This window comes from Desulfitobacterium sp. (assembly GCF_982384815.1).
Window position 1 is genome coordinate 45314 of the sequence record NZ_CEVWNY010000009.1, and the last position, 6732, is coordinate 52045.

Annotated in this window: 7 protein-coding genes; all 7 read left to right on the forward strand. The window is 45.8% G+C overall.

Annotation, left to right across the window (positions count from 1 at the left end; all coding sequences use genetic code 11):
• Positions 1-26 precede the first annotated feature (26 nt).
• Complete coding sequence (locus AC1U9U_RS03100) at positions 27-458, forward strand: pilus assembly FimT family protein (RefSeq protein WP_479959083.1); 432 nt, start codon at positions 27-29, stop codon at positions 456-458.
• Between the two features lie 12 nt (positions 459-470).
• Positions 471-1220: a prepilin peptidase gene (locus AC1U9U_RS03105; protein WP_479959084.1), complete on the forward strand. Its 750-nt coding sequence runs from the start codon at positions 471-473 to the stop codon at positions 1218-1220.
• A gap of 26 nt (positions 1221-1246) precedes the next feature.
• Entirely contained in the window at positions 1247-2224 is a 978-nt protein-coding gene (pilM, locus tag AC1U9U_RS03110; protein ID WP_479959085.1) for a pilus assembly protein PilM, read from the forward strand.
• A 6-nt stretch (positions 2225-2230) separates the two neighbouring features.
• Positions 2231-2887 (forward strand): PilN domain-containing protein, encoded by a 657-nt coding sequence (locus AC1U9U_RS03115; protein WP_479959086.1) that lies wholly within the window; start codon positions 2231-2233, stop codon positions 2885-2887.
• Positions 2884-4134 carry a hypothetical protein gene (locus AC1U9U_RS03120; protein ID WP_479959087.1) on the forward strand — a complete coding sequence of 417 codons (1251 nt, stop codon included), beginning with the start codon at positions 2884-2886 and terminating at the stop codon, positions 4132-4134. The genes AC1U9U_RS03115 and AC1U9U_RS03120 overlap by 4 nt, the downstream gene beginning before the upstream one ends.
• Positions 4135-4158: 24 nt before the next feature.
• The gene (locus AC1U9U_RS03125) at positions 4159-5067 is read left to right on the forward strand and encodes a prepilin-type N-terminal cleavage/methylation domain-containing protein (RefSeq protein ID WP_479959088.1); all 909 of its coding nucleotides are present in this window, start codon (positions 4159-4161) and stop codon (positions 5065-5067) included.
• A 21-nt stretch (positions 5068-5088) separates the two neighbouring features.
• Positions 5089-6732, forward strand: a 1644-nt coding sequence (locus tag AC1U9U_RS03130; protein WP_479959089.1) for a hypothetical protein, incomplete at its 3' end; no start/stop codon positions are given.

Genomic DNA, 6732 nt, shown 5'->3' on the forward strand with positions numbered 1-6732 from the left:
TTCACAAAAAACAAAGGAGGAAAAAGATGAAACGCTTTTTAAAAAACAAAAAAGGGTTTACCTTAATTGAGCTAATTGTGGTCATGGCTATCCTAGGAATACTGGCGGCAATCGCCCTGCCGAGGTTTTCGGGAATGCGCTCTGATGCAGCCATTAACGCAGACGCGGCAACGGCGGCCCAGATTGCCAATGTTTGCCGTATTCAGGAAGTCCAGACCGGAAGTGTAGTAGGGAGTTTATCCGCATTAACTGACCTTAACCTTAAAAATGCAAAACCAGTATCTAACAAAAATGCAACAGACGAGGCAACTGGTTTGTTCAGAATTAATGGGGGAGGAGACTCAACGTACAAGGTAATCTGGAAAGCTGCTACAACTAACAATAATGCGTGGCAATTATTTGAAGAAGGGAAAGAATTTACGAAAGATAATCCTGCCGCGGTAGCTCCATCCCCATAATAAAAAAATAATATGATCTACTTCACTTTATTTCTAGCCGGCCTTTTGGTCGGCTCCTTTCTAAACACTTGTATATCCCGGATTCCGGTGGCCGAGTCCATCTTTTTTTCCCCATCCCGGTGTCCTCACTGCAAGACCGGCTTAAGGCCCCGGGATTTAGTCCCGGTCTTAAGCTGGCTCTTTATCCGGGGCCGTTGCCGGTATTGCGGCGAACCGCTGAGCCGGCAATACCCGGTCGTCGAACTGTTGAATATGGTACTTTACTTGGCGGTATACGCGGTCTATGGACTGTCGGCAAAATCCATCTTCTACTTCATCTTAGTCAGCCTCCTGCTCGTGATCGCCGCCATTGATCGACAGCACCGGATGATTCCCGATGGCTTAAATTTAATGGGACTCCTTGGCGGCGGTATTTTTGCGGTCTTTGTTCCCGGCGGCACCGGATTGGTGAATGGTTTGGCCGGGCTGCTGATCGGTGGCGGCTTGTTTTTGCTGATTGCCGTAATAACTCAGGGGGCCATGGGGGGCGGAGATATCAAACTGATGGGGGTCCTTGGTCTTTGGTTGGGCTGGAAATATATTTTAATGACAGCCTTTTTTGCCTTTATGCTGGGAAGCATTGTATCCCTGGCCCTGTTGGCTTTAGGAAAAGTCAAACGCCAAGACTATCTTCCCTTTGGTCCTTTCATAGGGATGTCGGCGGTCTTGGTAATGCTGTGGGGAGAGCAAATTTTGGCCTGGTACCTACAGGTAGTGATTTAAAGACAAACATGATAGGAGAAAACGGAATGTTTTCCAAAAAGTACTTATCTTTGGAGTGGGGTTCCCGCAACATTAAACTGGTAACGGCTTTCCGAAAAAACCAGAGCGTAGGCATCGAGAAGGCCATTTTGCTTCCCCTGCCCGAGGGATTGTATCAGGATGGGAGATTTTCCAATATCGGCCAGGTTGCGGATTTGCTTCACGATGCCCTCCGCCAGCATCGAATCAAATGCAAAAGAGCTGTGGTCTCCTTGAACAGCCCCGGCATTATCTCCCGGGAACTATTGCTGCCCGCAGTTAAAGATAGCGAATTGCGTAGCATGGTGGACTATGAGCTCCAGCGCTTTCTGCCGGCCGAGTCCGGCAGCTATGTTTCCCAACATCGTGCCATCGAGAAAGTGGAGGAGGAGGGGACGGCGAAGTTAAGAGTTCAGGTGGCGGCTATGCCTAAGGCGATGGTGGCGGACAGCTATGATATTCTTAAACTGTTAACGTTAAAACCGGAAAGGCTGGATATCAATACCAACGGCTTCGGGCATTTGATCAGACCGGGTGCTGTAATTAATGAGTCAAGAGTCATCGGAGAGGAGACGTTGGCTTTTTTTGACATTGGTCACTCCTATATTACCGTCAGTATCTTCGCAGGGGGAATTCTGCGTTTTACCCGGTTGCTGGAAGGCGGAAGTCAGGAGTTGCCGGAAATCCAACCGGGTATTTATAGCTATAGTACTGAGATCGTCAGCTCGGTTTTGGAGAGTTGGGTAACCAAAATCCTGCGCATTATTCAATTCTATGAGAATCGCCATAAAACAATGATTAGAGCAGCATACATTTACGGGGGGGCTGCCTGCCTTAAGGGAATTAGCGAAGGATTAGGTGAGCAGTTAAACATTCCTATCGCTAAAATCACTTCCTTATCGACTTTGACTGCTCCTGAGAAAGAAATAGATGAGAAGCTCTGCTTATTTTTAAATGCAGCCGGTGCTCTGGCAGTGAACAGGTAGGTACTTATGGGCATTCAATTAAACAAAAACATCGATCCTAAAAAGCTGATCAAACTGAAGTTTAAGCGTACCTCCAAAGCAAAGAGCAGACCTTTGAAATCTATGGAGATGAACTTTTTCGATCCTTTTTTGGACAAAAACCAGCTGGGCAGAAGATTTAATAAAATCATGGTGGTGACGGGTATTGCCGTAGTTGCTCTCAATCTGCTGTTCTATGGAGTAACTACCGTCAAAATAATGCTTGTTAATAAAGAGATCGCCGAGATGCAGGAGATTATGGCCGAACCGGTCTTTGCCGAAAAAATAGTTCAGTACAACGAAGTTAAACGCAAGCTGGATGCTCTCCAGCAGTACAATGGAATCGTCGGAAAGCTGAACAGCGAAATTACGGAGACTTATTTAATCAGTTCGGAATATATTGATAGAATCAATAGTATTCTGCCACAACATACTTTTCTGCAAGGTTATCGCATTCTGGACGGAGCTGTGGAGATACAGGGTATTACCGAGGAACGCGGGGCTGTAGCGGAGTTGCAACATAATCTTCTTGAACTGGACGTCTTTGAAGAGGTAACGGTGCTTAAAATAACCCAGCAAACCGGGACGGCTAATTACTTGTTTTCGATTAAATGTATTGGCAAGGGATGGGTAGAAAATCCATGAAACTGAGCTCAAGAGAAAAAGTGATGTTATTGATCCTTGGTTTGGCAGTAGTGATCTATCTGAGCGTTAATTATATAATCATCCCTCAGTATGAACAGATGACCAAGGCCAATCACAGCCGCGAAGCAACAGCACAAAAGCTGCAGGAATACCGGCAAATGGCGGACCCCGCTAATCCGATTTACCTTCAATTTAAAAAAATGGACAGCAAAGTTAAAGGTGTTTCTGCGCTTTTTTTTCCGGAACTAAAACAGGATAAAATTATTCTTGTGCTTGAAGACAGTTTTAAAGCTGCCGGAATTACGCCCAGGTCAATAGATTTTTCAAGTCAGCAGGATTCTGCTCCTAAAAAGGGAACGGAAAATGCTGCGGTTACCCAGGTGCAAATTGACAGACTTACAGAGATCGCGAAAGTATATCGGGGAGAAAGTGAACTACCCCCTGCTCCCCAACCCACTGCAAATCAGAATACGAGCAGTGCCCAGCCGGCAAAGGGAAAAGTCGTTGATCTGAAGGTAAAGATTGTCTTTGAGTCCGGGTATGAGGGAGTAATAAATCTCATCAAAGCTCTTGAAAGCTACCCGCGCCGAATTCTTATTAACAATGTTCAGTCCTTGGCCACAACAGACGGGCGCTTAAGTACGACTCTGGATTTAACCTTTATCGCCGTTCCCAAGCTTGAAGATCAAGATCAGGATTTTTATCGGTGGCCCTATAAGGGACCTTACGGGAAAAATGACCCGTTCAGTCCTTTTAGCGGTTATTCAGCCTCATCACCTCAGCCTCCGGATACACCGGCGGTAAGTGTGCCCGGTACAGGCCAAGAGGTGTCCTCAAAGGAGAACTTCTTCTTTATGCTTAATTCTATTCATGCGGACCTCACTACAGTCGTGCTGAGCCGCTATAACGACAAGAACAAAAGCTCCTACCTTTATGCGGAAAACTTAGGATTTGAGAATGTTACCTATGAGTTTATCAAGAAAGATAACCGCTATTATTATCGCTATAGCACTCAAGGGGAGAGTTATCCCCAAAAAGACACCGGGATGCAGGAATTTTATCCGGAGGATACCATCGGTATCGATATTTTCAGCTGTAAACGCCTTGAAAGCGACGATCAAGCCGGTGCCAATATTAGCTTGCTTAATCATACTGATCTTAAAGTAATCGTTAAGGTCAAAGATGATGATCCGGTCAAACCCAGAGTTAATTTTGTAGAGAAAGTGGGACCAATCGAAATCCGTTAGCTGAAAATCAAGGGGTGAAAAAAGTTGACCAAGAAAGTGCTTTTTAATAACAAAGCCTTTACCCTTGTCGAGGTGTTGGTCAGTTTTGCGATTCTAGGGCTCATTATGGTTCCCCTGAGCGGCTTATTTCTGCGTGCAGTTGAGAATAATCAATTAGCCCGGGAACAACTGGAAGCCGGTCAGCTTGCTCAGGAGGTCTTAGAAGGGCTAAAGAGTGCTCCGACTATTTCGGTTACTCAAAACTACGATCGGATGGAGGGACCCTATAAAATCAGTGTTGCGGTGGCAGTGGTAAATAACGATATCAGCGGTTCGGTTATTGAACCTCTTGATATTAGCGGTGATGATCCCGTGACCATCCCGATAGCTACACCTTTAGAAGTAAATTATGGTTACAACGGCTTTACAACCCCTTCCGCCAATGACCAAATTACGCTTCGAGATGATTCCTTATCCTATCGGGGGGATATGTTTCCGGTATTGGCTGCCCATGATACTCTTAAATTGGAAATGTGGGATGCCGGTGAGTTGCAGAAAAAAATCAGGCTTAATGTGGAAAGCGCCGGTACGCGTATAAGTGGCAGTTTTTACACTTACACTCCGGTAATGGACAGAGACGGCAGCTCCTCAGTGACACTGGTCATTGAAAAAAATAGCGAACTCCCCTTGACCTTGCAAGGGGATAATTACGCCACGGGAGATGTGGCGCTAAATATAGTGATCGTTCGCGGTACCCGAAGTGATGGAACGAATTACTCGGATGATATCACCACCTTACGAGGCGGTGGCAGGGGGCGGGTGAATATTACCAAAAGCCTCATAGCCTCACCGGGGGGGACCGGCGGCAGACTTTATAATCTTAAAGTAAGGGTGTACAGGGCTACCGACGATGGGTTGCTTGCCGAATTAGAAAGCTACAAGAGAATGGAATAAGAGGGAGAGGGGGAAGTGTTCATGATCAACTATTTACGCAGCCAAAAAGGCGCTTCATTAGTTCTGGTCATGGTAACAGCGACCGTTCTCAGCATCTTAGGGGTATCCTTGCTTAGTCTAAGCTTCTGGGGTTACAAGATGAAGATTTTCGACAACCGGGCAAAGGAAGCGCTTTATATTTCTGAGGCCGGACTGGAAGAAGCTTATGCCTATATGGGCAAGGAAGTAGAAAATGCCGTGACCTACAGTCGGGATGTATATGTGGCAGGAGAGCTTCATAACAACAAGGAGGCTTGGAGCGAATTAAGCGATACGGAGTTGAAGGAGCAACTGGCGTTCGCTTTTAAGGAAGGCTTTAAGAAGTACTTTAACGACGGGAATAATCTGGATATCATAATTGATAATCTGGAAAACAGCATAACTCTTAAAGATCCTGCTGTACAGCTGGGTGCTAACGGAGCTGTATATAACCGGCTTACCGTAAACCGGGCCAAACTCTTCGATCAAGATAAATTTGATCCTGATCCTGATACTATGAAACTCCACCTTGTTTCCGAGGTTAGAGGAAATTACGACTTAAGCGCTCAGACTAACCCCGGCGGTGAGATCGGGTCCACCCCCACAGATATCATCGAATGTGACCTGCTTATCAAGGTGCCTGATTACGATACACCCTTTAAGAAAATGTTGGGTAATTATACCATCAAGCATAATGTCTTGTGGGATTATGGACTATCAACCGATGGGAACCTAAATGTACTGGGTGCCGATGTATCAATTAACGGGAATTTGTACGCTCGGGGAAAAGATCTTGACCCGGAGGGCAACCCGCTTGATGATAATAATGTGGGGGGTATCGTTGTTGGAGGAGAACAGCCAACCGGAGGATGGGTATCCGGAAAATTAAATGTCGGTGGCAGGGCGGTAACCCCACATTTTTTGCAGACGCGGTATAGTAGTTCTAGCGAACCGGCTAAAATTACGGTTGGGGGCGATGTGCTGGTCAACTCTATCTTTAACCAGGGGGACACCAACAGCAATAGTTCCATTGTGGTTGGTGGCAATGCCTATGTAGAAGATGATACCCAAATGGATGCTCAAAAGTCTTCGGTTCAAATAGTGGGAGATTATTATGGTTTTTCCTTCGGCAACAGATCAGGCAGTACCCATGATAAAAGCAGTAGTATTCTTTTCAATCAGGATGATTTCGGGGATTCCGGCACTCAATTTAAGATTGGGGGGGATTCTTATATAGCCGGCTTGGGGTATATTAATCCGGGCATCAAATATCGTTTAATCGAGGAACCCAAGTATGGCAATATCAAGATCTCGGCGGATGGAAAATATATTTATGAACCGAATTCTAATCCGGAGGCCGAAAATGATATAATAAAAGTAGAGAGGACTCTGCCGAATGGGGAAAAGAGCGAGGATTATGTGGAAATCCCGGTGACTCGCGGCAAAATTACGAGGGGTCTCCTTTCCAAGGATTACCAAACAGGGGACAGCATGTCGGTGATCGGGAACTATCTGGGCTATAGTCAGGTTCTCACCGGAGCATCAGTGGATTCCGCTTATAAAAATTTGGACGATGAATTCTTCAAAGAGTTTGTTCCCTTAACCTTAGTAGTCAAAAAAAATGAGCTGGACGAAGCAGGCAACTAT